The sequence below is a fragment of the Achromobacter semiaridum genome (genome assembly GCF_053543755.1).
Genome location: NZ_JBLVOL010000128.1, coordinates 1 through 23,274 on the forward strand (window position 1 = coordinate 1; position 23,274 = coordinate 23,274).

A 23,274-nucleotide genomic window follows, 5' to 3' on the forward strand; every position below is an offset into this window, starting at 1 on the left:
GCGCCGCGTCGCGATTGCACCAGCCCGCGCGCCACCAGGCGGTCATAGGCTTCAACCACCGTGAAGCGACTGACGCCCGACTGTTCGGCCATTTTGCGGATGGAAGGCAAGCGGGTGCCCGGACGCAGGCCCTGTTCGTCGATGCGGCGGGCCAGGCCATCGGCCAACTGCGTGACCAACGAGGCGTCGGCCTGCCGCACGGGCATCCAAGGCAGGGAAGAGGCAGGAGGGGGAGGCGGAGCAACTGTCATGGGAATTCGACCAGGCCAGTGATTAAAGTGACATGCAGAAGTGTACCGGTACTGTACCGATAACTATGCGTAGAGTGACAGCAATACGAACGGCCCGCAACCACCCTGCCGTTCCATTCAGAATTTCTTGGCAAACCATCATGTCTCGATCCGCGCTTTACCCTTCGGCCCAGACGGCGCCCGCCGCGACTCCCCCTGTCTGGGAGGGCTATGGCTACGGGTTCCTGGGTGTACTGGTCTTTTCGTTGACGCTGCCCATGACCCGCCTGGCCGTCGCGGAACTCGCGCCGCTGCTCGTAGGCCTGGGGCGTGCGTTGGTGGCGGCCGTACCGGCAGTGGCCCTGCTGTGGATCACGCGCAGTCGGCGGCCAACCCGGCAGGAATGGCCGGGCGTCATCCTGGCGGCGTTGGGCATTGTGGTGGGGTGGCCGCTGGCTTCGTCACTGGCAATGCAGACCGTGCCGTCCGCGCAGGGCGCGGTGTTCAATGGTTTGCTGCCCCTGTCGACCGCCGCGTTTGCCGCGCTGCGCAGCGGAGAGCGGCCGTCGGCGGCCTTTTGGGCGTGGGCCACGGCCGGCGCCGCGTTGGTCACGGTGTATGCGCTGCGCCAGGGCAACGGCACGTTGACGACTGGCTACCTTTGGCTGTTGGTTGCCGTGGTGCTGGGCGGCATGGGTTACGCCGAAGGCGGCCGCGCGGCGCGCACGTTGGGCGGATCGCGCACCATCTGCTGGGCGTTGGCAATCAGCGCGCCTGTGGTGGTGGCGCCCGTCGGATGGATGGCGGCGCAGGCCCACTGGCCCAGCGCGGCCGTGGTGTCCGCTTGCGCGTATCTGGCGTTCGGATCTATGTTTTTAGGGTTCTTCGCGTGGTATCGCGGCCTGGCCGTGGGCGGCATCGCCCGCGTGGGGCAAGTTCAGTTGTTGCAACCGTTCCTGACCGTCGTGGCGGCCGCATTGTTGTTTGGTGAATCCGTAGAGGCGTCGACATTCGTGTTCGCCGCTACCGTGATCGCCGTTATCGCCGGCGGACGCCGCGCCATCGTAAGGACCAAAAAATGAATCTGTTCCCGACCAACTGGGCCGACGTGCCCCTGGCTTCTGCATCGCTGCTGGGGCCGCTGGCGCTGTTCGCGCTGGTCAGCTCCATTACGCCGGGCCCCAACAACGTGATGCTGGCTTCGTCCGGACTGAACTTTGGATTTCGCCGCAGCCTGCCGCACCTGCTGGGAGTGAACCAGGGGTTCACCTTGATGATTTTCCTGGTGGGCGTGGGCCTGGGATCGGTGTTCCAGCAGGTGCCCGCGCTGTACACGGTGCTGAAATATGCCGGCGCGGCCTATCTGCTGTACCTGGCCTGGAAGATCGCCAATTCCGGCGACATGGAAGATGGCGAAGCCCGCGGCAAACCTTTCACGTTCCTGCAAGCCGCCGCCTTCCAATGGGTCAACCCAAAGGCGTGGGTGATGGCAGTGGGCGTCGTAGCCACCTACACGCCACAAAACGGCTTCTTTGCCAACCTGATCATCGCCACCGTGGTGTGCGGCGTGGTCAACCTGCCCAGCATCGGCGTGTGGGTAACCTTCGGCACGGCGCTGCGTCGCGTGCTGCACAAGCCCTGGGCCGTGCGCGCGTTCAACGTCGGCATGGCGCTGCTGCTGGTGGCTTCCCTGTATCCGGTGGCGCTGGATTTGATGCATTGAGCCGTGGCCGCGCAGACAGCAGGCGCGGCCAGGGATGGCGGCCGGCAGCCCCGGGCACCTTCTCATTGACGGGCGCGCCACGTCCGGGAGTATGCTGACGGCGGAACCCAGCCGGCCCGACAGGGTCATATCGTCCATGCCCGCCCTGCCTCGTTTTTCCCCCCGCCGATTGTTCATTGCCGCCGTGCTGGCCGCCGCCAGCGTGGTCGGCTGCTCGCAGCTGGATTCCTGGCAACGCCAGACGATCTTTTCGCCGCAGTCCGAACCCCAGACCTGGTGGCGCGAACCCGCCGCCGGCACCAAGGTCTACGACCTGGCGCTGGCCAATGGCGACAAGATTCGCACCTGGTATTGGCAAAGCCCCAGCGCGGGCGCGCCTACTGTGCTGTATCTGCACGGCGCGCGCTGGAACCTGAACGGCAGCGCGTTTCGCATCGACGGTTGGACCCGCATGGGCTATTCCGTGCTGGCCATCGACTATCGCGGCTTCGGCGCGTCCACCCCGCGTCTGCCGTCCGAAGAAAGCGCGCTGGAAGACGCCATGGCCGGCTTGAAAGAGCTGGCGCGGCTGCAACCCGACCCCGCTCGCCGCTTCGTCTACGGCCATAGCCTGGGCGGCGCCATCGCCATCGACCTGGCGGCGCGCCCCGAGCAACCTGACTTTGCGGGCCTGATCGTGGAATCCAGCTTCACCAGCATCGGCGCCATGTTGGGCACGTTGCGTTGGGGCAAGGTCCCGGGCGCCGGCCTGCTGGTCACGCAGCCCTTCGACTCCGTGCAGAAGCTGGCGCAGCTGCACACGCCGATGTTGTTCATGCACGGCACCGCCGACCGCGTTGTGCCGCACACCATGAGCGACGAACTCTTCGCCGCCGCGCGCAACGTGGCGCCCGAATTGAAGCGGCTGGTCAAGATCGAAGGGGCGTCGCACTCGGGCGCCTTCCGCAGCGGCCCGCAATACGACGCGGCCGTCAAAACCTTCATGCAGGATGCGTCGCGCGCCTATTCCCGTAAATCGGGCTGACGCGCGCCGGGAAAACCCGGTATGGGGAAACTCCCATATAAAAATATCTACTAAATATATTTAGCGGATATTAGACTTTCTCCTGTTCGCCGCTCCCCTTGAAGCGACGGCATCTTCAGGAGAAGCCAGTTGAGTAACGTGCGTTGGCAGGGCGTATATCCTGCCGTAACCAGTAAGTTCCACGCCGACGAATCACTGGATTTTGAAGCCATGCGCAAGCATTTCGGCTTCTTGATCGACAACGGAGTTCATGGTCTGGTCACCTGCGGCTCGCTGGGCGAAGCCAGCACCCTAACCCTGGAAGAAAAGCTGCAAGTCACGCGCTGCGCCGTCGAAGTCAGCGCCGGTCGCATCCCCGTGCTGGCCAACGTGTCCGAGACTAGCACCCGCGAAGCGTTGCGCTTTATCCAGGCGGCAGTCCAACTGGGCGTGGATGGCTTCATGCTGATGCCGTCGCTGATCTACGTCGCCGACGCGCGCGAAGCCATGCAAAGCATCCGCACCATGGCCGAAGCCGCGCAAAAGCCCTGCATGATCTACAACAACCCGGTTGCTTACCGCGTGGATCTGAAGCCCGAACACATGGTTGAGCTGGCCGATTGCCCCTGGCTGGTCGCCATCAAGGAAAGCAGTGACGACATCCGCCGCCTGACCGACCTGCGCAATGCGCTGGGCACGCGCTATCAGCTGTTCATCGGCGTGGACGACTTGTCGTTCGAGGCGCTGGCGTTGGGCGCCGACGGGCTGCTGGCGGGCTTGGTGACCGCATTCCCCCGCGAAACCGTTGCGCTGTATGACCTGATGAAAGCCGGCAAGTGGCAAGAAGCGTTGGCGCTGTACCAATGGTTCACGCCGCTTCTGCACCTGGACGTTTCCACCAAGCTGGTGCAGAACATCAAGCTGGCAGAAACGCTGGCCGGCGTTGGCAACGAGCATGTGCGCAAGCCGCGCCTGCCCCTGGTCGGCGCGGAACGCGAGCGCTGCACCGCCATCATCCAGGCCGCGATCTCCAAGCGCCCCAAAGCCTACCAGTCGACGTAAGCCGCCCCACCCGCCCGCAGCACCATCCCCGGAAGGCCGCGCGCCGCGGTGTTCCGGGGCCGCCTACACGCACGCCCATCGGACACCATGCAAAGCGACATCATCCTTCAGACCCGTGGCCTGACCAAGGAATTCCGCGGCTTCGTGGCGGTCAATAACGTCGATCTGAGCGTCCGGCGCGGCGCCATCCATGCACTGATCGGGCCCAACGGGGCGGGCAAGACCACGTTTTTCAACTTGCTGACCAAGTTCCACATCCCCACGCGCGGCGAAATCCTGTACGACGGCGTGGACATCACGGCAGAGCGCCCCGCCCAGACCGCGCGCCGGGGCATTGTTCGATCGTTCCAGATATCCGCCGTGTTCCCGCAGTTGTCGGTGCGCGAAAACGTGCGCGTCGCCTTGCAGCGCAAGCTGGGGGTGGACTACTGCTTCTGGCGGTCGGAACGCACGCTGGAAAGCCTGCACCACCGCGTCGAGGAACTGTTGGACCAGGTTGGCCTGCGCACCCATCTGGAGGTGCCCGCGGGCGACCTGCCCTATGGCCGCAAGCGCACCCTGGAAATCGCCACCACGCTGGCGCTTGAGCCCGAACTGCTGCTGCTGGACGAACCCACGCAGGGCATGGGCCACGAGGACGTGGACCGCATCAAGCACCTGATCAAGCAGGTATCGGCGGGGCGCACCATCCTGATGGTCGAACACAACATGAAGGTGGTGGCGGACATCTCCGACACCATCACCGTCTTGCAACGGGGCGAGATCCTGGCTGAAGGCCCGTACGCCACCGTCTCGATGAACCCGGCGGTGCGCGAAGCCTACATGGGAGCCGACGATGAATAACGCCCTGGCCGGCGGGTCCGGCAACCTGCTTGAAATCCGTAACCTGCACGCCTGGTATGGCGAATCGCACATCCTGCATGGCATCGACCTGGACGTGAAGCCCGGCGAATGCGTGACGCTGCTGGGCCGCAACGGCGCGGGCCGTAGCTCGACGCTGAAAGCCATCCTTGGCCTGGTGGGCCGCCGCAGCGGCTCGATCAAGGTGCAGGGCCAGGAAACGGTGGGCATGCCCACTCACAAGATCGCGCGCCGGGGCATCGGTTATTGCCCTGAAGAGCGCGGCATCTACGCGTCACTGAGCGCGGAGGAAAACCTCATGCTGCTGCCCTCGGTCGGGCCGGGCGGCATGTCGGTGGAAGAGATCTACACGATGTTCCCCAACCTGAAAGAGCGTGCGCAAAGCCCCGGCACGCGGCTGTCAGGCGGCGAACAGCAGATGCTGGCGATGGCGCGCATCCTGCGCACCGGTGCTCGCCTGCTGTTGCTGGACGAAATCACCGAAGGGCTGGCGCCTGTGATCGTGCAGTCGCTGGGTCGCGTGATCCGGCAATTGAAAGAGCGCGGCTACACCACCGTGCTGGTCGAACAGAATTTCCGCTTCGCCCAGCACCTGGCCGACCGCCATTACGTCATCGAACACGGCCAGGTGGTTGCCGTGATCGACCGTGCCGACGTCCAGCAATCGCAGGACAAGCTGAACACCTTGCTGGGCATTTGAAGTCTTGCCGTATTGGTTTTTTCCGTATTCCTTCCGACCGCAGTGCCCCTTCCTACACGGAGCGTAGTCAGATGAAATTGAACCGAATTGCAGCAGCGTTGCTAACCCTGGGCGGCGCCGGCGCCGCCCACGCGCAGGCCAAGATCAGCGACGACGTCGTCAAGGTGGGTGTGCTGACCGACCTGTCCGGCGTGTATTCCGACCTGGCCGGTAACGGCTCGGTGATCGCCGCGCGCCTGGCCGCCGAAGAGATGGGCAACAAGGTGCTGGGCAAACCGGTGGAAGTGGTGGCGGCAGACCACCAGAACAAGCCCGACGTGGCCGCCAACCTGGCGCGCGAATGGTTCGACCAGGGCAAGGTCGACATGATCACCGACTTTCCCACCGCGTCCACCGCGCTGGCCGTGATGGAAATCGCCAAGCAGAAAAACCGCGTGACGATGCCCTCGGCGGGCCTGTCCACCGCCATCCTGGGCGAAAAATGTTCACCGCTGAACGCGCAGTGGACCACCAACACGTACGCCCTGGCCGCTGGCACGGCACGCGCGCTGGTGCAAGAAGGCAAGAAGACCTGGTATTTCATCACGGCCGATTACACCTTTGGCCATTCGCTGGAAAAGGACGCAACCGAAGTCATCAAGGAAAACGGCGGAACGGTCGTGGGCGTGTCGCGCCACCCCTTCCCCGGCAACGACTTTTCATCGTTCCTGCTGAAAGCCCAGGCATCGAAGGCCGACGTGATCGCACTGGCCAACGCGGGCAACGACACGGTCAACGCCGTCAAGCAAGCCAACGAATTCGGCATCAACAAGAAGCAGATCGTGGCGCCGCTGCTGACGTATATTTCGGACGTGCACAGCATGGGCCTGCCCAAGGCGCAGGGCATGTACCTGACCGAAGCGTTCTACTGGGACTATGACGACGCCTCGCGCGCATGGGCCAAGAAGTTCTTCGAAAAAGCCAAGAAGATGCCGACGGCCTCGCAGGCCGGCGTGTATTCCGCCACGCTGTCCTACCTGAAGGCGATCGAAGCCGCCGGCACCGACGACGCGCCCGCCGTGATGGCCAAGCTGCGCGAGATGACCATCAATGACGCCGTGATCCGCAACGGCCATCTGCGCGCGGACGGCGCACTGGTGCACGACATGCTGCTCTTGCAAGTGAAAACGCCCGCGCAGTCCAAGGCCCCGTGGGACTACTACAACGTGAAGTCGGTACTCAAGGGCGAGGACGTGTTCCCCAAGCCCCAGGCCGCCTGCCCGCTGAACAAGTCCTAAGCCCGCGCCATGTTCGACATCTCGCTCCCCGCCCTGTTGGCCCAATTGCTGGTCGGGCTGATCAACGGCTGCTTCTACGCCATTCTCAGCATGGGGCTGGCCATCATTTTCGGCCTGCTCAACATCGTCAACTTCACGCACGGCGCGCAGTTCATGATGGCGGCGTTCCTGGCGTGGATCGGCTTCACGCAGCTGCCGCAATTGCTGGGCCCCGGCGTGCAGGTCAACTTCTGGGCCGCGCTGATCCTGGCGCCCCTGGTGGTGGGCGCGGTGGGCGTCCTGATCGAAAAGACGCTGCTCAAGCGGCTGTACCACCTGGACCACCTGTATGGGCTGCTGCTGACCTTCGGTATCGCGCTGATGATGGAAGGCGGTTTCCGATACTTCTACGGTATTTCAGGGGTGGGCTATGAGCCGCCCGAGATCCTGCAAGGCGGCTTCGATCTGGGCTTCATGTTCTTGCCGGCCTACCGGGGTTTTGTGGTGGTGGCATCGCTGACGCTGTGCATCGCCACCTGGTACCTGTTCGAGCGCACCCGCCTTGGCGCCATGCTGCGCGCCGGCACTGAAAACCCGAAGCTGCTACAGGCGTTCGGCGTCAACGTTCCGGTGATGATCACGCTGACGTACGGCTTCGGCGTGGCACTGGCCGGCGTGGCGGGCGTGCTGGCCGCCCCCGTCATGCAGATCAACCCGCTGATGGGGTCCAACCTGCTGAACATCGTGTTCGCCGTGGTCGTCATCGGCGGGCTGGGTTCCATCATGGGCGCCATCGTCACCGGCCTGGCGCTCGGGCTGCTGGAAGGGTTGACCAAGGTGTTTTATCCCGAAGCGTCCACCGTTGTCGTGTTCATCGTGATGGCCGTCGTGCTGTTGATGCGCCCCGCGGGCTTGTTCGGCAAGGAGAAATAAGGTGTCGCGCATTCCGTTTTCCATTCGCATCCTGGCCTTGCTGCTGGTGCCCGCCCTGCTGGTGCCGTTCTTCCCCCAGGTCGTGTACCCGGTGTTCGTCATGAAGGTGTTGTGCTTTGCGCTGTTTGCGCTGGCCTTCAACCTGCTGACCGGGTTTACCGGCCTGGTGTCTTTCGGCCACGCCGCCTTTTTTGGCTGGGCCGCCTACGCCACGGGCGAAATGATGATCCTGTTCGGCGCACGCGGCCTGCCGCCCGAGCTTGCCATTGTGTGCGGCGTGGCCATGGCGGCCGCCATCGGGTATGCAATCGGCTGGCTGGCCATCCGCCGCACCGGCATTTATTTCGCGATGATCACGCTGGCGCTGTCACAGGTCGCGTACTTCATGGCGGTGCAGGTCGGCTGGACGCGCGGCGAGGACGGCATGCAGGGCATTCCGCGTGGCAAGTTCCTGGGGCTGGTGGACCTGAGCCTGGACACCCACATGTATTACTTCGCGCTGGGCGTGTTCGTGCTGGGCTTTCTGTTCGTCTACCGGGTGATTCATTCGCCCTTCGGGCAGGTACTGAAGACGATCCGGGACAACGCGCCGCGCGCCATTTCGCTAGGTTACGATACGGATCGGTGCAAGCTGCTGGCCTTCGTGCTGTCCGCGTCGGTTGCCGGCCTGGCCGGGTCCTTGAAGGCGCTGGTGCTGCAATTGGTGGCCCTGAACGACGTGTCGCTGGCCACCTCCACCGAAGTATTGCTGATGACGCTGCTAGGCGGCATCGGCACGGTGTGGGGCCCCGTGGTGGGCGCTACGCTGGTGGTCAGCTTGCAGAACTATCTTGCCACCCTGGGCGATGTTGTCACCATCGTCATCGGGCTGATTTTCGTGTTGTGCGTGTCGTTCTTCCGACGCGGGTTCGTCGGCGAATGGCTGGCGTACACGCAGTGGCGCAAAACGAAGGAAAACAATAATTGATGGCAGGAGCAGAACCCAAACGGCGCGCCGCGGACGTCGCCTACGACCAGATCGAAAGCATGATCGCCACGTTGCAATTGCAGCCTGGCAGCGCGGTCGTGGAAGCGGAACTTGTCGAGAAAACCGGCCTGGGGCGCACGCCCCTGCGCGAAGCATTGCTACGCATGGTGGCGGCTGGCCTGATCCGCCAGGAGCCCCGGCGCGGCCTGCGCGTATCGATGATCCAGCTGGCCGACCACATGGATCTGATCCAGACGCGCCGCGCGCTGGAACAACTGATTGCCTCCAGCGCCGCCCGCCGTGCCACGCCCGCGCAGCGCACCCAGATCGTGGAATGCGCCGCGCAGATGATTCGCGCCTCGGAAGGCGGCAACCTTGACGACTACATGCACGCGGACCAATTGCTGGACCACGTCTGCCATCTGGCTTGCCGCAATGTGTCTGCCGTGAATGCGGTCGAACCGCTGATCATTCAGTGCCGGCGCTTCTGGTACGCCTATCAGCACGAAGGCGACATCGCCGAAGGCGCGCGCCGCCACATGCTGATGGCGCAGGGCATTGCCACCGGCAACGAAGCCGACGCCATCAAGGGCGCCGATTCGTTGATGGACTACCTGGAAATGTTTACGCGCAAGGTGATTGACGCGTAACGGCGGCAGCCCCCGCCGGCGCCACTGCCGGCGCGATACCGGCTGTGTCGGCCGGCGCGGGCTGCGCCTTGCCGCGACCCAGCCACGCCATGACGCGCGGACGGGAACGGTCATAGGCCAGGTTGTACAGGAATGCGTAGGGCAGATAGAACAGCACCAGCGCGATATCCAGCACAAAGGCTTCCCACAGGCTGATGTCCAGCCACCAGGCCGCCAGCGGAATCACGATCAGGATCAGGCCCAGTTCAAATCCAAACGCGTGCACCACGCGCATGCGCATGTTGCGAACGAAACCCAGGCGGTTTTGCAGGCGGTCGAAGCCGGCGTTGTAGATCATGTTCCAGACCAGCGCGATCCAGGCGATGACAGCGGTGAGGACGCCCATTTCAAACAGGGATTTGCCCATGGCCCAGGCAGCGGCCGGCGCGCACAGGCCGATGGCCAGGATTTCAAAAAGGAAGGCGTGAAAAAAACGCTCTTTGAGCGTTTTGGTGACTTGCGTTTTTTGGGGAGGGGTGTGAGTGGCTTGCATGACCCGCCTGCGGTCGATTTGTCAGAATGGAAGCGATTTTCGACGATATTTCCGTTACGATAAAGATACTATCCATCGGAAATACCGATAACTTATGCGCCACTCTCTTGAATCCCTGGCCGCGTTCGCGCAAGTCGCCTCTGAAGGCTCGTTTTCGGCCGCTGCCCGGAAACTGGGCAAGAGCCAGTCCACCATCAGCGAAACCATCGCCAACCTGGAAGTGGACCTTAACGTCACCCTGTTCAACCGCAGCCAGCGGCAACCCGCGCTGACCGAAGCAGGCCAGGTGCTGCTGGGCCAGGCCTTGCAGGTGCTGGCCGCGAACGATCGCTTCAACCGCAGCGCCAACCAATTGGCCGACGGGCTTGAACCCCGGCTGACGGTGGTGCTGTCGGACACGTTCCAGTCCAAGACGTTTGAGAACATGCTTAGTCAGATCGACCAGCGTTACCCGGCGCTGCGCTTCGAATGCCTGATTGCGGAATACGAAGACGTGGTGGCGTTGGTGCAGCAAGGCCGCGCGCACCTGGGCCTGATGGCGGCACAAGACGACTACCCCCCCGATGTGGCGCACGCCACGCTGCCAGAGCGTTCAGAAATCGTGCTGTGCGTGGGCCGCGGCCATCCGCTGGCCGATCGCCCTACGGTCAGCAACGACGAGCTCAAGACGCAACGCGAATTGCGGCTCAGCACGTACGAACTGGACGACAAAGACGCGGCGCCGCCCCACGCAACGTGGTCCGCGCCCGGTTATCTGATGCTGCTGGAAATGGCCAGCCTGGGATTTGGCTGGACCGAACTGCCCCGCTGGATGGTCCAGCGTTTTGGCCGCGACCAGTTGGTGGAACTGACGGTGCCCGGCTGGCCGCGCCACATACGCGTTGACGCCGTCTGGTCTACCCGGCGCGCGCTTGGGCCGGCGGGGGCTTGGCTGTTGGAAAGCCTGACGCGGGCAGACACCACGCCCGCGTGATGCCGCGTCGCGCGGCGATCAGTGCATGGGCAGCCGCGAAATGCGCACGCCGTTGGCATTCATCCAGTCGCCCAGTTTGGGGCTGGCCAACACGTCGAATTCGGCGCGCCGTTGTCGCGACATGGCACTGCCCTCTTGGCCGTTCATGGCGGGATGGCACATCAGCAGATCCCCATCGCGCGCGTTGAACAACCAGTTCTGAAGCAGCCCGGCATAGCGTCGCTTGCCGCCGTCGAATCCATATACGCCAAGCAGCCGGCGATTGGTGCGCAGGCCATCACGGCTTGCCTGACGCGCCAGCGCGGCCGCCCCCAAGGCGCCGATGATGCGCGCCTTGATCGCTTCCTTCATGGGGATGCCGCTAAGCATGCCCGGCGCCGTCTGGCGCAGCCACGGGCGCCGTTCGCCAAAGCGCCGCTTCAGTTGCGCCAGCACTTGATCGCGCACGCCGGGCAGCTGGTGCACGTGTTGATGGCCGTCGATGTAGTCGGGCGCGCGTCCCAGCGCGGCCTCAAAGGCGTCAAACTGGCGGTTCAAATGCGCCTGCACCCAGGCTGCGTCCAGTCGCCCCGTGTACGCGCTGATGATGAGCTTGCTCAAGGACGGCATCGGCTCGGCATCCGTGGCCAACGTCTCGGACAGGTTCACATGCAAGCCGATATCCACGTTGCGCGCACCAAGCCGGCGGGCGTTTGCGGCGAACGTGGGGCCAAGCGACAAGCAGCTGACCGCGCTGATGCGCCCCATGTCGGCCAACGCAATCATGCCTTCATCGATGTCGGCATTCATGCCAAAATCGTCGCCGCAGACTATGACTCGTTTGCTCATTGCGTTTCCTCGCGGTTCCATTCCACTTCGGCACTCATGCGCGCCTTGCTTCGTCAGATCAGCCTGTTTGTTGCCGTCGGATGCGCGGCTGCCGCAACCCATTGGGCGGTGGCCGTCGGCTGCGTCGAAGCCTTCGCACTGCCGCCGCTGGCCGCCAACCTGATCGGCTGGCTGGTCGCCTTCGTCGTATCCTTTGCCGGCCACTATCGGCTTACGTTCAGACATGCCCAAATACCCTGGACCATAGCGATCCGCCGTTTCTTTTTCATTTCAGCGGCGGGCTTTTTCATCAATGAATCGGCCTACGCGCTGCTGCTGCACACCACCAGCATCCGCTACGACGTGTTGCTGGCATTGATCTTGATCGGGCTGGCGTTTGCCACGTTTGTCGCGAGCCGCTTGTGGGCCTTCCGCAAGCCCGGCGCGTGATAGAAGTGATGCAAGGAGCCGGCGCGCCGCGCAGCGGCGCAAGAATCAGAAGGGCCGCGCCCCACTGTCGGCGGATCGCCCTTGGCGACGGCGCACCACGTATAGCGGCCGCCCTTTGACTTCGTCAAAGATGCGCGCAACGTACTCGCCCACCACACCCAGCGAGATCAGGTTCACGCCGGCAAAGAACAGCACGGCGGTGACGATGGTGGTCCAGCCCGACACGGGATTGCCCGACAGCAGGTAATCGCCCACCAGATAGGCGGCGTAAGACATCGCCACCAGCGCAAACGCCACGCCCACCAGGCTGACCAGACGCAGCGGCCAGGTCGTGAACGCCGTCAAGCCATCCAGGGCCAAGCGGAACAGGCGCAAGCCGCTGAAGCGGCTGTCGCCATGCATGCGCTCGTCCGGTGTGTAGGGCAGCGCTTCGCCTTTGAAGCCGACCCAGGCGTACAAGCCCTTCATGAAGCGCGTGCGCTCGGGCAGTGCATTCAGCGCATCGACCACGCCACGGTCCATCAGGCGAAAGTCACCGGCGTGCGCCGGCACATCAACGCCGCGCGCGCTGCTCAGCAGCTTGTAGAACCAGCGCGCGCCGGATCGCTTCAACCACGATTCGTCTTGGCGCGTTTCGCGCACGGCATAAACCATTTCGGCGCCTGCCGCCCACCGCGCCAGCATCTGTTCGATCAACGCCGGCGGGTGTTGCAGGTCAGCGTCCAGGCAGATCACCGCGTCCCCGGTGGCCGCTTCCAACCCCGCGCTAAGCGCGGCTTCCTTGCCGAAGTTGCGCGATAGCTGAACGTAGCGAAAGCCCTCGTGCTGAGTCCATTCGCCCATCAGCGATTCCGTGCCGTCCGTGCTGCCATCGTCGGCCACGATGATTTCCCAACGCGTGCACAGCGCCTGCAAACGGCTGCGCAGCAGCGGCAACAAGACGCGCAGATTTTCCGCTTCGTTCAGGCACGGAATGACGCAGGTCACGCAAGCGTCGTATGGCACCACGGCAGCCTTGCCGGACCAAAGCGCTTCCAGCGGATACGTTTTGGCCAGCACTTGCGAAGGAATCGGATCGGGCCGGTATTGGATGTGCATAAGACGAAAGGTCTGGGAATACAGGAATGCTATGACCGGCAGTATGCGTAGCGTCTCGTCGAATTTTCATGAAATGCCCGCAACGCGGCATCGCCGGCAAAGCCGTGCATTTCGTTCGATCGCCGCGTGGCGCGCGGCAGCGTATCGGGCCGGGACAATGTGGATGCGCCCCCTATTTCCAGGCGCCGCCGAACCGACGTGTTTGCCGGCATCGTTAAAATGCGCGGCTGTTTTGTCCTTACAGGTAGTCATGCAATACCGAGTCCGCCCTATGCTGACCAGCGACGTGGACGGCATCTTGGATGCCCAGACGCTGGCCTATCCCGACTTCCTGCTTGAAAGCGCGGAGTTCTTCCTGAACCGCTTGCAGCTTGCGCCCGATCATTGCTGGGTGGCGTGTGCATCAGATAGCAGCACCCTGCTGGGTTACCTGGTTTCGTATCCCTGGAACGCCGGCCTGCCCCCGGCGCTGGGCGTCGCGTTGACGGCATTGCCTTCGCCGGCCGAACACTGGTTCGTGCACGACTGCGCCGTGGTCCCGCGCGCGCAAGGGCATGGCGTGGCCAAGTCCTTGATGCAGACAGGCGCCGCGCGCGCTGTGCAAAGCGGCTTGCGTCGCGCCAGCCTTGTTTCATTGCAGTCCGCCGTGGGCTATTGGCTGCGCCACGGCTATCGGCCGGTGTCCGCCATGGACGGCATGGACGGCATGGACGGCATGGCCGATCTGGCCGCCAAGTTGGCGGACTATGGCCCCGACGCCCGCTACATGACGCGCGGCTTCCCGCTGTAGCCCCTTATTTGCGAGGGCCCTGCATGACAGGCCCCGCCAGTCGCCGCTTTCCTATACATCGCCAATTCGCGGCCGTAATATAGGGCCGCAATCCGAACGATGTGGCGGCAACGGTTCCGATAGTCCGACTTGCTGCGCCCTGCCGGGGCGCGAAGGTTCTTATGATTTCCCTTTCGCCCGTTCAATCTTTGCTTGCCTGCTGCCTGGTGCTGGTCATCGGCCGCGTGCTAACCACCCGTATCGGCGTCCTGCGCCGATACAGCATCCCCGACCCGATTGTCGGCGGCCTGCTGTTTGCGATCCTGGCGTATGCGCTGGCGAACTGGGGCGGCGTCTCCGTTTCGTTGGAAACCAGTATCCGGCCCACGCTGCTGCTGCTGTTCTTCGGCTCTATCGGGCTGACCGCCAATCTGAAGCTGCTGGCCAAGGGCGGCCCCCGCCTGATCGCCTTTCTGTTGGCGCTGATTCCCTTTCTGATTCTGCAAAACGCCGTGGGGCTGGGCATGGCCTGGCTGCTGGACATGCACCCATTGATGGGCCTTTTGGGCGGCACGATCACGCTGGTGGGCGGGCACGGAACCGGCGCGGCCTATGCCACGCGCTTTGCCGACTTCAACAACATCCAGGACGTCATGGCGTTGGCCATGACTTCCGCCACCTTGGGCCTGGTGCTGGGCGGCGTGGTGGGCGGACCCGTCGCGGAATGGCTCATGCGCCGGCACAAGTTGCAAGGCAGCCTGGACCACAAGGCAGGCGACGGCCAGTTGGCGCCCGACCTTGCCGAACCCGCTGAACCGCCCACCGCCGGTTCCTTCATTGTGTCGATGACGGCCGCCTTCGTCTGCCTGGTCGTCGGCGGCTACCTGGCGATGCTGGTCGAGGGCGCGCCCGTCAGCCTGCCCAATTTCTTGTGGTGCCTGGCCACCGGTGTGCTGATCCGCAACGGCGGCGCGCGCCTGGGCCTGAAGCTGGACGACCGCGCCACGGAAATCATCGGCACGATTTCCTTGTCGCTGTTCCTGGGCATGACGATGATGACGCTGGACCTTTCCAGCGTGGCCCGCCTGGCCGGCCCGCTGGCGTTGATGCTGGTGGTGCAAACCCTGTTCTGCGCGCTGTACGCCGCCTGGGTGGTGTTCCGATTGCTCAAGCGCGACTACGAGGCGGCCATCATGTCGGCGGCGTTCTGCGGCTTTGGCCTTGGCGCCACCGCCACCGCCATCGCCAACATGCAGGCCCTGACGCGCCGTCACGGACCCGCGCCGGAAGCCTTCATCGTGGTGCCGGTCACCGGTGCGTTCCTGGTCGACATCCTGAACGTGATCGTGCTGACGTCGCTGATCTCCTTGCCCTTCGTCGGGGGGATGTGACCATGTTCAAACGCCTGGTACTGATCGCGTTCTGCCTGATGCTCGCCGCCTGCGGCCGCGCGCCCGATGCCGACAAGCTGCGCACGGACGTCGACACCGCCCTGGCCACCACATACGGCCAAGGCTTGTTCCGCATCACCGATCTGAAGCGCAGGGGTTCCGCCAGCGACAGCACGGCCCCCGCCGGTGAAAGCCGACGCGTCGTGTATTACGACGTCGAATTGACGTTGGGCCGGGATATAACGCTGGGCGCCTGGGACCAGCCCGGCGCGGCCTCGCTGGTAACGTTGCTGGGCGCCGGCCCGCGCAGCATCATCGGCGTGAAATCCGGCGGCAACCAGGCCGGAGACCGCATCGTCGCGCACGCCAGCGCCATCTATCGCAAAGAAGGCGATACCTGGAATCTCATCACCCCTGCCGGCTTCAAAGCGGCCGAGGCGCCGTCGCTGGATACGGGCGCGCCCCCGCCTGTTACGCGGCAGTTGCTGGATACGCTGGACCAGATCACCCATTCCGTCGCCTATAGCGCCTCCAGCACCGCGCAGAACGTGGTGCAGCAAGAGCTGGAACGCTCGGTGGCGCGCATCAATGGGCGGCTGGCTCGTTTGCAGCAAGGCTATCCGCTGGCCGGTGGACCTGACCGCGGCGAATACGTTGCGTTTGCCCGCGCGCTGAGCGCCGTGGCGCGCGCCCGGCAGATCCGCGTCACCCCGCTGATCACCGGTGGCGGCGCGGAAAACATCGCCCTGCTGCGTAGCGGCGACGCCGTGGTTGGCTTGGCGCAGGCCGACACGGCACGCCTGGCTTACGAGGGTCGCGGCCCATTCGCCGACCAGGGGCCGTTCAGCGGCCTGCGCGCGCTGGGCAGCCTGTATCCCGAACTGGTCCACATCGTGGTACGTGACGATCCGGCATTGCGCAGCGTGCGCGACTTGAAGGGCAAGAAGATTGCGCTGGGCCCCGAGGGCTCGGCGGTGCGCGCCACGCTGCAAGCCGTGCTGTCCGCCCATGGCCTGGAGCCGGGGCGCGACTACACCGTCGTCGACACGCCTTTCGCGGCGTCCTTGCCCGCGCTGAACGCCGGCACGGTCGATGCCGCCGCGCAAGTCATCGGCGTGCCCGCCACGCCCCTGCGCGACGCGCTGACCGAGGCGCGCTTGAAGCTGCTGCCGCTGGACCCGGCCGCCATCAAGTCGTTGACCGGCGGCGACAGCGCCCTGATGCCCCTGGAAATTGCCGCGGACACCTATCCCAACCAGGCCGCGCCGGTTGCCACCGTGGGCACGGCGGCGCTCATGCTGACCACGGCAAACCTGACCCGCGATGAAGCGCTGATGGTGGTTCGTGCCGTCTACCAGACCGGCCAGGACTTGCTGGCGGCCGGCTCGGCGCAGGGAGCGCAGGTGTCCATCGCCAATGCGCGACGCGGCCTGACCGTCCCGCTGCACGACGGCGCCGAGGAAGGCCTGGCCGCGTTGGAACTCGCCAAACCGCGCTGATCCCGGATGCGCTTATGATTGCGCTCCTAATCAGGAATTTCCATGAATAAATTCGATCTCCAAAAAACCCAGGCCCTGAAGCTGGCCGGCCAGCTCAAGGCATCCGCCACCCCCGACCGCTTCGGGGTAGCGTCGCAAGCGCCCGACCGCCGCGAGCAGCGCAAGCTGGATCAAGCGGCCGGCCTGGTGCCGTTTCCGTTGAAGCTGTCGCAGGCGCACGCCGACAAGCTGCGCGCGCTGGCCGCCGAACGTGGCGTGTCCACGAACGACATCGTGGCCGAAGTCCTGCAAAAAGCGCTGGGCGAATAAGCGCTTATGCACATCTGGGTCGATGCGGACGCGTGCCCCGTGGTCATCAAGGACATCTTGTTCCGCGCCGCGCAGCGCTGGCAGGTGCCGGTGACCCTGGTCGCCAACCAGCCGCTGTCCACGCCACCTTCGCCGCTGATCCGCGCGGTGCAGGTGCCGCGCGGTTTTGACGTGGCGGACGCGCATATCGTTGAACGCGCCGAGCCGGGGGATCTTGTCATCACCGCGGACATCCCGCTGGCCGCCGACGTGCTAGCCAAAGGGGCGATGGCGTTGAACCCGCGTGGCGAACGCTATTCACCCGAAACCATCCGTGAACGGCTGGCGGTGCGAGACATGATGGAAGAATTGCGGGCAAGCGGGGTCGACACGGGCGGCCCGTCATCATTCAGCCAAGCCGACCGCAAGGCGTTCGCCAACCAGCTGGACACCTTGCTGGCACGCCTTAACAAGAAAGCGCCTTAACAAGAAAGCGCGCCTTAACAAGAAAGCGCCTTAATCCGAAAGCGCCTTAGCCAGAACGGCCTTAGTAAAACGTGACGTAGGCCTTGTAGATGATGGTGCCGATGGCGGTGATCAAGCCCAGGCCCATCAAGCCCATCCCGATATTGCGGTCGCGCAGCCCGAAACCGATCAGCATCATCGCCACGCCCGTGACAATGATGATCAACATGGTATTGGTGTTCGGCGGCATGGACGTCTCCTATGCTCGGGCATCCGGCAGGCCGTCAAAAGGAGTTCTTTCGAAGGCGGCACCGTGAAACCATCATAAGCGCGTAATAAGGCGTCGGCACGCAGGCCAGAAAGGCAATATTGCGCCAGATCAACAAGCTTAGATCCCGCAGCACGGTCCCGCAGCGCAGCTGACGGGCACAAAAAAGCCAACCGATTAAGGTTGGCCTGTTTTGCTTTCTTTTTTCTTTTTTCTCTTTCAGTCTTTATGCCAAAGACGCCAAGCGGGTCAGCAACAACTAATGCTATCTACAAGCCTTCGTGTTGCCTTCCAAGGGTCTTTGGTGGGTGGTACAAGTTTCGAACTTGTGACCCCTGCCGTGTGAAGGCAGTGCTCTACCACTGAGCTAACCACCCTGAAAGAGGCAAAATAATAGCATGATTTTTAAAACGTGCGCAAGTCGAAATTCGCACACGGCAACCCGGGCCGGCAATAGCCTTTATGCCGCCACCGGCGCATCCAGCTTGCGCCAGACGCATTCGCCGTTCACCGACTTGTCCAACGCCGCCAAATAGGCCTCGTGTTCGGCCAGTTCTTCGTCGCTGGCCTTGATGACAACCAGCCCCGACGCGTCGAACTTGGCCAGCACGATGCCATCGCTGCCCGCGCCGTCGTTGTCGTCCACGTCGATCAGCAACGCATCCTGCCCGCGCGTCATGGCCAGCCAGACTTCGGCCAGCAACTGCGAGTCAAGCAATGCGCCGTGCAGCGTACGGTGCGCGTTGGAAATGCCGAAGCGGTCGCACAGGGCGTCCAGCGAATTGCGCTTGCCGGGGAACAGCGAGCGGGCGTGCAGCAGGGAATCGGTGACCGTCTCGCAGTAATCGGTGATCGGGCCGCGGCCCGTCTTCGCCAACTCGGCGTTGAAGAACTTCACGTCGAACGCGGCGTTGTGCGCGATCAGTTCCGCGCCCTGGATGAATTTGACGAATTCGTCCGCCACGTCGGCAAAGCGTGGCTTGTCGGACAGGAACTCGGTGGTCAGTCCGTGCACCGCCAAGGCCTCGGGGTCGCTGTCGCGATCCGGGTTCAGGTAGATGTGGAGGTTGTTGCCGGTGGACATCCGGTTGACCATTTCCACGCAACCGATTTCAACGATGCGATGACCCTGGGCAGGGTCCAGTCCGGTGGTTTCCGTGTCAAAGATGATCTGGCGCATGACTTATTCCGACGCTGCATTGGCCGAGGCCGGCGGCGTCTGACCGCCCGGCGGGTGGGCCGGAGGGTGCTCTGCGCTGCCGGCATGGCCGGGTTTCTTGCGTGCGGTGGCAATCAGCGTGTAGGCCACCGGCACGACGAACAAGGTCAGTAGTGTACCCAGCAAGAGGCCGCCCACCAGGACCCAGCCGATCTGCTGGCGGGATTCCGCCCCCGCGCCGGAGGACAGGGCCAGCGGCACCGTGCCCAGCACCATCGCGCCCGTCGTCATCAAAATGGGGCGCAAGCGCAGCACGCTGGCCTCGGTGACGGCAGCGAACAGTTCGCGGCCCTCATCGCGCAGCTGGTTGGTGAATTCCACGATCAGGATGCCGTGCTTGGTAATCAGCCCCACCAGCGTGATCAGGCCGATCTGGCTGTAGATGGACAGCGTGCCGCCCGTCAGCCACAGCGCCAGCAACGCGCCCGTCATCGACAGGGGCACCGACAGCATGATGATGAATGGGTTACGCCAGCTTTCGAACTGCGCCGCCAGCACCAGGTAGATGAAGGCCAGCGCCATGCCGAACACCAGGTAGATGCGGCCGGACGAATCGCGGAATTCGCGCGATTGCCCGTCCAGATCCGTGATGGTCGTATTGGGCAGGACGTCGCGCGCCACCTGATGCATGTGCGTCAGCACCTCGCCCAGCGCATACCCGGGCGCGACCGCCGCATCGATCTTGACGGCGCGCAGGCGGTTGAAGTGGTTCAGCGATTGCGGTGACACCCCTTCGTGCACGCCCAGCAGGTTGTCCAGCTGCACCATGCTGCCATCGCGGGCACGCACATAGATACCGGAAATATCGGTGGGCGTGGCGCGGTCGCGCGGGGTGACCTGCACGATCACGTCGTACTGCTCGCCCTCGTCCTTGTAACGCGTCACCTGGCGCCCGCCCAGCATCGTCTCCAGCGTACGCCCCACCGTGTCCACGTTGGCGCCCACGTCCGCCATCTTGTCCCGGTCAACCCGCACGCGCAGTTCAGGCGTGTTCAGACGCAGGTCCGTGTCCAGATTCAACAGGCCCGGATACTTGCGCAGTTCCGTCAGGAAGACATCGGTCAGGCGGGCCAGTTCGGCGTACGACGCCTGGCTCATGATGATGAATTCCACCGGCTTTGAGCGCGCGGACTGCCCCAGCGAGGGCGGGTTTGTCGGAAACGCGCGCACGCCCGGCAATGACGCGAATTGCGGCTGCAACTGCTGCGTGATGGCCTGCTGCTTGCGGTCGCGTTCTTCCCACGGTTTCAGGCGCAGGATGGCGGTGCCGTCCGTCACGGTTGGAAAGCCCACCGTGACCTGGCTGCCGCTGGCTTCCGAAATTTCTGAATAGAACTTTTCGATGCCCAGCATGCTGTCCAGCGTGTAGTTCAACGTGGCGCCTTCCGGCGAGCTGACGATGCCGAACACCACCCCACGATCTTCGATGGGCGCCAATTCGCTTTTGACCACCTTGAACAATACGCCGCTGCCCAACGCCACCACCACGCCGATCATCACCACCAGCCAGCGGTGACGCAACGACGCCCCCAGCAGGCGGCGGTAGCCATTGCTCATGGCGTTGAGCCAGCCTTCGATCAGGTTGTACCAGCGGCTGTGACTGCTTTGATGGCGCAGCAACACCGAGCACATCATCGGCGTCAAGGTCAGCGCCACGAAGCCCGACACCAGCACGGCGCCGGCCAGGGCCAGCGCGAACTCAATGAACAGGCGCCCCGTGCGGCCCGTGGCGAACGCCAGCGGCGCATACACGGTGACCAGCGTCATCGTCATGGCCACCACCGCAAAGCCGATTTCCTTGGAGCCCCGCAGCGCCGCTTCCTTGCGCGGCATGCCTTCTTCGATGTGCCGATAGATGTTCTCCAGCACCACGATGGCGTCGTCCACCACCAGGCCGATGGCCAGCACCATGGCCAACAAGGTCAGTGTGTTGATCGAGAATCCGAAGAAATACATCAGGGCGCAAGCGCCCACCAGCGACACGGGGATGGTGACGATGGGGATGATGCTGGCGCGCAGGTTGCGCAGGAAGAAAAAGATCACCAGCACCACCAGGATGATGGCTTCGCCGATGGTGTGGAAAACCGAATCGATGGACCGTTCGATGAATACCGACGAGTCGTACGCGATGGTCAGCTTCATGCCCGCCGGCAAGGTCTCGTTCAGGCGTTCGACCTCGTGGCGCGCCGCCTTGGACAGTTCCAAGGGGTTGGCCGTGGACTGCCGCGTCACGCCGATGTTGATGGCCGGCTTGCCGTTAAAGCGCGACAGCACCCGGTCGCTGGCCGCGCCGATCTCGACCTTGGAGACATCGCGCAGCCTGACCGGATAGCCCTTCACGTTGGCCACGATCACGTCTTCGAACTGTGCGGGCGTTTGCAGGTCGGTGGACGACACCACCGAGAATTCACGCGCGCGCGATTCGATACGGCCGGCCGGGATCTCGACGTTCTGGCTGCGCAGCGCGGCTTCCACCTCTTGCACGGTCAGGCCGTATGCAGCGAGTTTGTCGCGGTCCACATAGATGCGCATGGATGGCAGGCGTTCGCCGAACACACGCACCTCGGCCGCGCCGGGCAGCACGGACAAGCGGGTCTTGATGTAGCGGTTGATGTAGTCGGACGTCTGGATCGCCGAATACGAGCCCGATTCCACCGCGATATAGATAATGGGCTGCGAGTCGGCCTCGACCTTGCCGATGATGGGCTCGTCGATTTCGTCCGGCAGGAAGCGGCGCGCGCGCGAGACTTTGTCGCGCACTTCGGCCGCCGCGGCATCCGGGTTGCGCGACAGGTTGAACTTGATGTTGATCAGGCTGCGTTCGGAACGGCTGCGCGAGGTCATCACGTCCACGCCCTCGATGCCCGCCAGCTGATCTTCCAGCGGTTTGGTCACCTGCGATTCGATCACCTCGGGCGAGGCGCCCTTGTAGGTGGTGTCCACCGACACGATGGGCTCGTCGATCTTGGGATATTCGCGCACCGTCAGGCGCGAATAAGAGATCAGGCCGATCAGGACAATGATCAGCGACAGGACCGACGCAAACACCGGCCGCTTGATGCAGGTTTCCGAGATACGCATTGCGTCACCGCTAAAAAGAGTAGGTGGCCGGGCTCACGAGCCACTGCCCACGACGGTCACCGCGCCGCCGTCCGTGACGCGCTGTATGCCCGCCACCACTAATTGATCGCCCGCCGCTACGCCGGTCAGGATTTCGACGCGGCCTTCGCGGCGCTCGCCGATCGTCACTTCGCGCTTCTCGGCGCGGCCGTCCTTGACCCGGTAAACGTACTGCGTTTCGCCCGACGGCGACAACGCCGCTTCCGGCGCGACCAGCGCCTTGTCCTGGTTGAACAGCAGCTGCACGCGGGCGAACATGCCGGGCCGCAACAACGCGTCTTTGTTGGCGACGGTGGCGCGCAACAGGATGGACCGGCCGCCCGCGTCGACCAGCGGGCTGACGGCGTACACCAGCCCCTGACGTTCCTGGCCCGGCAGCGCGTCCAGGCGCAGCGTCAGCTGCTGGCCCACGCCCACTTTGCTCAAGTACATTTCGGGCACGCGAAAGTCCACCTTCAGGGGGTCGATGGCTTCCAGCGGCGCCAGGTCCTGCCCTTGGTTGACGTAGTCGCCCACGGACACGCTGCGCAGCCCCACGATGCCGGCGAACGGCGCCGATATCGTCATCTTGTCCAGCCTTGCCTGCGCCAGCGCCACGGCGGCTTCCTGCACCTTCAGCGTGCTGGCGGATTCGTCGCGCGCCTGTTGGCTGACGAAACCCTTGCCCTGCAATTCCACGGCGCGGCGGTAATGGCTTTGCGCCAGCGTCAGGTTGGCACGGGCCTGCGCCAGCTCGGCGCGCGGCACGGAATCATCCAGCCGGATGAGCACCTGGCCCCGGGCCACCGGCTGGCCTTCCTTGAATTCAATCGCCTGGATCCGGCCCACCACCTCGGGCCGCAGCACGACGGACTCGTCCGAACGCAGGCTGCCCACGGCGGACAAGCCCCGGGCGAACGGAATTTCTTTCACGGAAGCGACCTCGACCCGAACGGGCGCGGCCGGCGCAGCGGCCGGCTTGGCGGCCGCCTGGACGGTGGGCGAGGCCCCGGGCGCGAGCCAGCGCGGCA

At 64.1% G+C, this 23,274-nt stretch carries 25 protein-coding genes and 1 tRNA gene; 17 read left to right on the forward strand and 9 right to left on the reverse strand.

The window, feature by feature from the left end:
• Positions 1 to 200, reverse strand: a 200-nt coding sequence (locus tag ACNPP0_RS26305; protein WP_448707460.1) for a GntR family transcriptional regulator, incomplete at its 3' end; no start/stop codon positions are given.
• A 191-nt stretch (positions 201 to 391) separates the two neighbouring features.
• On the opposite strand from ACNPP0_RS26305, the gene ACNPP0_RS26310 reads away from it, so the two are divergent.
• The 10 genes from ACNPP0_RS26310 to ACNPP0_RS26355 all read left to right on the forward strand — a co-directional run bounded on the left by ACNPP0_RS26310 (position 392) and on the right by ACNPP0_RS26355 (position 9,385).
• Positions 392 to 1,312: a DMT family transporter gene (locus tag ACNPP0_RS26310; RefSeq protein ID WP_448707450.1), complete on the forward strand. Its 921-nt coding sequence runs from the start codon at positions 392 to 394 to the stop codon at positions 1,310 to 1,312.
• Positions 1,309 to 1,953, forward strand: coding sequence for a LysE family translocator (locus tag ACNPP0_RS26315; protein ID WP_448707451.1), 645 nt, complete (start codon positions 1,309 to 1,311; stop codon positions 1,951 to 1,953). The genes ACNPP0_RS26310 and ACNPP0_RS26315 overlap by 4 nt, the downstream gene beginning before the upstream one ends.
• A 136-nt stretch (positions 1,954 to 2,089) precedes the next feature.
• Positions 2,090 to 2,977: an alpha/beta hydrolase gene (locus tag ACNPP0_RS26320; protein WP_046806172.1), complete on the forward strand. Its 888-nt coding sequence runs from the start codon at positions 2,090 to 2,092 to the stop codon at positions 2,975 to 2,977.
• A 129-nt stretch (positions 2,978 to 3,106) separates the two neighbouring features.
• The gene (locus ACNPP0_RS26325) at positions 3,107 to 4,018 is read left to right on the forward strand and encodes a dihydrodipicolinate synthase family protein (RefSeq protein ID WP_448707452.1); all 912 of its coding nucleotides are present in this window, start codon (positions 3,107 to 3,109) and stop codon (positions 4,016 to 4,018) included.
• 87 nt (positions 4,019 to 4,105) lie between these two features.
• Entirely contained in the window at positions 4,106 to 4,861 is a 756-nt protein-coding gene (locus tag ACNPP0_RS26330; protein ID WP_046806150.1) for an ABC transporter ATP-binding protein, read from the forward strand.
• The gene (locus ACNPP0_RS26335; protein WP_332612117.1) at positions 4,854 to 5,579 is read left to right on the forward strand and encodes an ABC transporter ATP-binding protein; all 726 of its coding nucleotides are present in this window, start codon (positions 4,854 to 4,856) and stop codon (positions 5,577 to 5,579) included. The genes ACNPP0_RS26330 and ACNPP0_RS26335 overlap by 8 nt, the downstream gene beginning before the upstream one ends.
• Before the next feature lie 71 nt (positions 5,580 to 5,650).
• Positions 5,651 to 6,856, forward strand: coding sequence for an ABC transporter substrate-binding protein (locus tag ACNPP0_RS26340; RefSeq protein WP_448707453.1), 1,206 nt, complete (start codon positions 5,651 to 5,653; stop codon positions 6,854 to 6,856).
• A gap of 9 nt (positions 6,857 to 6,865) precedes the next feature.
• On the forward strand, positions 6,866 to 7,768 hold the full coding sequence (locus ACNPP0_RS26345; RefSeq protein ID WP_104145139.1) for a branched-chain amino acid ABC transporter permease: 903 nt from the start codon (positions 6,866 to 6,868) through the stop codon (positions 7,766 to 7,768).
• Between the two features lies 1 nt (position 7,769).
• Positions 7,770 to 8,735 carry a branched-chain amino acid ABC transporter permease gene (locus ACNPP0_RS26350; protein WP_448707454.1) on the forward strand — a complete coding sequence of 322 codons (966 nt, stop codon included), beginning with the start codon at positions 7,770 to 7,772 and terminating at the stop codon, positions 8,733 to 8,735.
• On the forward strand, positions 8,735 to 9,385 hold the full coding sequence (locus ACNPP0_RS26355) for a GntR family transcriptional regulator (protein ID WP_448707455.1): 651 nt from the start codon (positions 8,735 to 8,737) through the stop codon (positions 9,383 to 9,385). Before ACNPP0_RS26350 ends, ACNPP0_RS26355 begins: the two co-directional genes overlap by 1 nt.
• Here ACNPP0_RS26355 and ACNPP0_RS26360 read toward each other — a convergent pair.
• Positions 9,360 to 9,917 (reverse strand): multidrug/biocide efflux PACE transporter, encoded by a 558-nt coding sequence (locus ACNPP0_RS26360; RefSeq protein WP_332612122.1) that lies wholly within the window; start codon positions 9,915 to 9,917, stop codon positions 9,360 to 9,362. The two genes, ACNPP0_RS26355 and ACNPP0_RS26360, sit on opposite strands and share 26 nt — an antisense overlap.
• 94 nt (positions 9,918 to 10,011) lie before the next feature.
• Between ACNPP0_RS26360 and ACNPP0_RS26365 the strand changes: the two genes are divergently transcribed.
• The gene (locus ACNPP0_RS26365) at positions 10,012 to 10,890 is read left to right on the forward strand and encodes a LysR family transcriptional regulator (RefSeq protein ID WP_332612123.1); all 879 of its coding nucleotides are present in this window, start codon (positions 10,012 to 10,014) and stop codon (positions 10,888 to 10,890) included.
• A gap of 18 nt (positions 10,891 to 10,908) precedes the next feature.
• On the opposite strand, the gene ACNPP0_RS26370 is transcribed toward ACNPP0_RS26365, so the two are convergent.
• Positions 10,909 to 11,718, reverse strand: a complete 810-nt coding sequence (locus ACNPP0_RS26370; protein WP_332612124.1) for a ChbG/HpnK family deacetylase — start codon at positions 11,716 to 11,718, stop codon at positions 10,909 to 10,911.
• A 36-nt stretch (positions 11,719 to 11,754) separates the two neighbouring features.
• On the opposite strand from ACNPP0_RS26370, the gene ACNPP0_RS26375 reads away from it, so the two are divergent.
• Positions 11,755 to 12,147 carry a GtrA family protein gene (locus tag ACNPP0_RS26375; protein WP_332612126.1) on the forward strand — a complete coding sequence of 131 codons (393 nt, stop codon included), beginning with the start codon at positions 11,755 to 11,757 and terminating at the stop codon, positions 12,145 to 12,147.
• 45 nt (positions 12,148 to 12,192) lie between these two features.
• Here the strand turns inward: ACNPP0_RS26375 and ACNPP0_RS26380 are convergent, their stop codons facing one another.
• The gene (locus tag ACNPP0_RS26380) at positions 12,193 to 13,245 is read right to left on the reverse strand and encodes a glycosyltransferase family 2 protein (protein WP_448707456.1); all 1,053 of its coding nucleotides are present in this window, start codon (positions 13,243 to 13,245) and stop codon (positions 12,193 to 12,195) included.
• A 271-nt stretch (positions 13,246 to 13,516) separates the two neighbouring features.
• On the opposite strand from ACNPP0_RS26380, the gene ACNPP0_RS26385 reads away from it, so the two are divergent.
• The 5 genes from ACNPP0_RS26385 to ACNPP0_RS26405 all read left to right on the forward strand — a co-directional run bounded on the left by ACNPP0_RS26385 (position 13,517) and on the right by ACNPP0_RS26405 (position 17,678).
• Positions 13,517 to 14,035 (forward strand): GNAT family N-acetyltransferase, encoded by a 519-nt coding sequence (locus tag ACNPP0_RS26385; protein ID WP_448707457.1) that lies wholly within the window; start codon positions 13,517 to 13,519, stop codon positions 14,033 to 14,035.
• Positions 14,036 to 14,196: 161 nt separating this feature from the next.
• Positions 14,197 to 15,405 carry a sodium/glutamate symporter gene (gltS, locus tag ACNPP0_RS26390; RefSeq protein ID WP_332612130.1) on the forward strand — a complete coding sequence of 403 codons (1,209 nt, stop codon included), beginning with the start codon at positions 14,197 to 14,199 and terminating at the stop codon, positions 15,403 to 15,405.
• Complete coding sequence (locus tag ACNPP0_RS26395) at positions 15,402 to 16,904, forward strand: TAXI family TRAP transporter solute-binding subunit (RefSeq protein WP_332612131.1); 1,503 nt, start codon at positions 15,402 to 15,404, stop codon at positions 16,902 to 16,904. The genes gltS and ACNPP0_RS26395 overlap by 4 nt, the downstream gene beginning before the upstream one ends.
• A 42-nt stretch (positions 16,905 to 16,946) precedes the next feature.
• A complete protein-coding gene (locus ACNPP0_RS26400) occupies positions 16,947 to 17,213 on the forward strand; it encodes a hypothetical protein (RefSeq protein ID WP_332612132.1) in 267 nt (88 codons plus the stop codon).
• A gap of 6 nt (positions 17,214 to 17,219) precedes the next feature.
• Positions 17,220 to 17,678 (forward strand): YaiI/YqxD family protein, encoded by a 459-nt coding sequence (locus ACNPP0_RS26405; protein ID WP_332612133.1) that lies wholly within the window; start codon positions 17,220 to 17,222, stop codon positions 17,676 to 17,678.
• Positions 17,679 to 17,739: 61 nt separating this feature from the next.
• On the opposite strand, the gene ACNPP0_RS26410 is transcribed toward ACNPP0_RS26405, so the two are convergent.
• The 5 genes from ACNPP0_RS26410 to ACNPP0_RS26430 form a co-directional block, all read right to left on the reverse strand.
• Positions 17,740 to 17,907, reverse strand: a complete 168-nt coding sequence (locus ACNPP0_RS26410; protein WP_332612134.1) for a hypothetical protein — start codon at positions 17,905 to 17,907, stop codon at positions 17,740 to 17,742.
• A 320-nt stretch (positions 17,908 to 18,227) separates the two neighbouring features.
• Positions 18,228 to 18,302 (reverse strand) — tRNA-Val (locus ACNPP0_RS26415).
• Between the two features lie 83 nt (positions 18,303 to 18,385).
• The gene (gene dnaQ, locus ACNPP0_RS26420) at positions 18,386 to 19,105 is read right to left on the reverse strand and encodes a DNA polymerase III subunit epsilon (RefSeq protein WP_046806136.1); all 720 of its coding nucleotides are present in this window, start codon (positions 19,103 to 19,105) and stop codon (positions 18,386 to 18,388) included.
• Between the two features lie 3 nt (positions 19,106 to 19,108).
• Positions 19,109 to 22,225 (reverse strand): efflux RND transporter permease subunit, encoded by a 3,117-nt coding sequence (locus ACNPP0_RS26425; protein ID WP_448707458.1) that lies wholly within the window; start codon positions 22,223 to 22,225, stop codon positions 19,109 to 19,111.
• A 33-nt stretch (positions 22,226 to 22,258) separates the two neighbouring features.
• A partial coding sequence (locus ACNPP0_RS26430) for an efflux RND transporter periplasmic adaptor subunit (RefSeq protein WP_448707459.1) occupies positions 22,259 to 23,274 on the reverse strand: 1,016 nt, incomplete at its 5' end.

What these genes read in the sequence shown, in the direction of transcription:
- ACNPP0_RS26310 (WP_448707450.1), top strand. Translation starts at nt 392, where the DNA reads ATGTCTCGATCCGCGCTTTACCCTTCGGCCCAGACGGCGCCCGCCGCG.
- ACNPP0_RS26315 (WP_448707451.1), top strand. Translation starts at nt 1,309, where the DNA reads ATGAATCTGTTCCCGACCAACTGGGCCGACGTGCCCCTGGCTTCTGCA.
- ACNPP0_RS26320 (WP_046806172.1), top strand. Translation starts at nt 2,090, where the DNA reads ATGCCCGCCCTGCCTCGTTTTTCCCCCCGCCGATTGTTCATTGCCGCC.
- ACNPP0_RS26330 (WP_046806150.1), top strand. Translation starts at nt 4,106, where the DNA reads ATGCAAAGCGACATCATCCTTCAGACCCGTGGCCTGACCAAGGAATTC.
- ACNPP0_RS26335 (WP_332612117.1), top strand. Translation starts at nt 4,854, where the DNA reads ATGAATAACGCCCTGGCCGGCGGGTCCGGCAACCTGCTTGAAATCCGT.
- ACNPP0_RS26340 (WP_448707453.1), top strand. Translation starts at nt 5,651, where the DNA reads ATGAAATTGAACCGAATTGCAGCAGCGTTGCTAACCCTGGGCGGCGCC.
- ACNPP0_RS26345 (WP_104145139.1), top strand. Translation starts at nt 6,866, where the DNA reads ATGTTCGACATCTCGCTCCCCGCCCTGTTGGCCCAATTGCTGGTCGGG.
- ACNPP0_RS26355 (WP_448707455.1), top strand. Translation starts at nt 8,735, where the DNA reads ATGGCAGGAGCAGAACCCAAACGGCGCGCCGCGGACGTCGCCTACGAC.
- ACNPP0_RS26360 (WP_332612122.1), bottom strand. Translation starts at nt 9,917, where the DNA reads ATGCAAGCCACTCACACCCCTCCCCAAAAAACGCAAGTCACCAAAACG.
- ACNPP0_RS26365 (WP_332612123.1), top strand. Translation starts at nt 10,012, where the DNA reads ATGCGCCACTCTCTTGAATCCCTGGCCGCGTTCGCGCAAGTCGCCTCT.
- ACNPP0_RS26370 (WP_332612124.1), bottom strand. Translation starts at nt 11,718, where the DNA reads ATGAGCAAACGAGTCATAGTCTGCGGCGACGATTTTGGCATGAATGCC.
- ACNPP0_RS26375 (WP_332612126.1), top strand. Translation starts at nt 11,755, where the DNA reads ATGCGCGCCTTGCTTCGTCAGATCAGCCTGTTTGTTGCCGTCGGATGC.
- ACNPP0_RS26380 (WP_448707456.1), bottom strand. Translation starts at nt 13,245, where the DNA reads ATGCACATCCAATACCGGCCCGATCCGATTCCTTCGCAAGTGCTGGCC.
- ACNPP0_RS26385 (WP_448707457.1), top strand. Translation starts at nt 13,517, where the DNA reads ATGCTGACCAGCGACGTGGACGGCATCTTGGATGCCCAGACGCTGGCC.
- gltS (WP_332612130.1), top strand. Translation starts at nt 14,197, where the DNA reads ATGATTTCCCTTTCGCCCGTTCAATCTTTGCTTGCCTGCTGCCTGGTG.
- ACNPP0_RS26400 (WP_332612132.1), top strand. Translation starts at nt 16,947, where the DNA reads ATGAATAAATTCGATCTCCAAAAAACCCAGGCCCTGAAGCTGGCCGGC.
- ACNPP0_RS26405 (WP_332612133.1), top strand. Translation starts at nt 17,220, where the DNA reads ATGCACATCTGGGTCGATGCGGACGCGTGCCCCGTGGTCATCAAGGAC.
- ACNPP0_RS26410 (WP_332612134.1), bottom strand. Translation starts at nt 17,907, where the DNA reads ATGCCGCCGAACACCAATACCATGTTGATCATCATTGTCACGGGCGTG.
- dnaQ (WP_046806136.1), bottom strand. Translation starts at nt 19,105, where the DNA reads ATGCGCCAGATCATCTTTGACACGGAAACCACCGGACTGGACCCTGCC.
- ACNPP0_RS26425 (WP_448707458.1), bottom strand. Translation starts at nt 22,225, where the DNA reads ATGCGTATCTCGGAAACCTGCATCAAGCGGCCGGTGTTTGCGTCGGTC.